Source organism: Psychrobacter sp. FME5, from assembly GCF_014861375.1.
Classification (GTDB): Bacteria; Pseudomonadota; Gammaproteobacteria; order Pseudomonadales; family Moraxellaceae; genus Psychrobacter.
Map to the genome: position 1 here is coordinate 1 of NZ_RRYX01000275.1, position 475 is coordinate 475.

At 44.8% G+C, this 475-nt stretch carries 1 protein-coding gene; it reads right to left on the bottom strand.

Annotated features, from left to right (window positions below):
• A partial coding sequence (locus EI161_RS14665) for an IS5 family transposase (protein WP_192530039.1) occupies positions 1-475 on the bottom strand: 475 nt, incomplete at both ends.

Sequence of the window (475 nt, forward strand, 5' to 3'; positions counted from 1 at the left end):
CTAGATGCCTCGCTTTATATAAGTCCCAGTCCATATGGTCGTTAGAAGACTGAGTATTTCGTTTTCGAGGGATGTTATCCCGTGTCCCAGCTTGTTCAATATGCGCTCGTAGTGCATCAGAATCATAGCCTTTATCGGCACATAAAACCTCTGTGTTGCTCAAATTAACTTTGTCTACTAAGTCAGGTGCGACTTTAACGTCGTGGGTCGTGCCATCTGACAAGATAAAGGTAATCGGATTGCCATGCGCATCTACTGCCAAGTGAATCTTGGTCGCGCGTCCTGCCACACTTTTACTAATGGATTGTAGGTTCTCATTGCCACCACTGCTGTGCTGATGCGCTTTAATATGAGTACCATCAATGAAGACCCACTCAAGGTCTGCGTCTTTGATCAGTAACGTAAATAATGCAATCAGCTTATTACTGCGAGACCAGCGCTGGTAAGCTTTATAGATGGTATTGGGCTTGCCAAA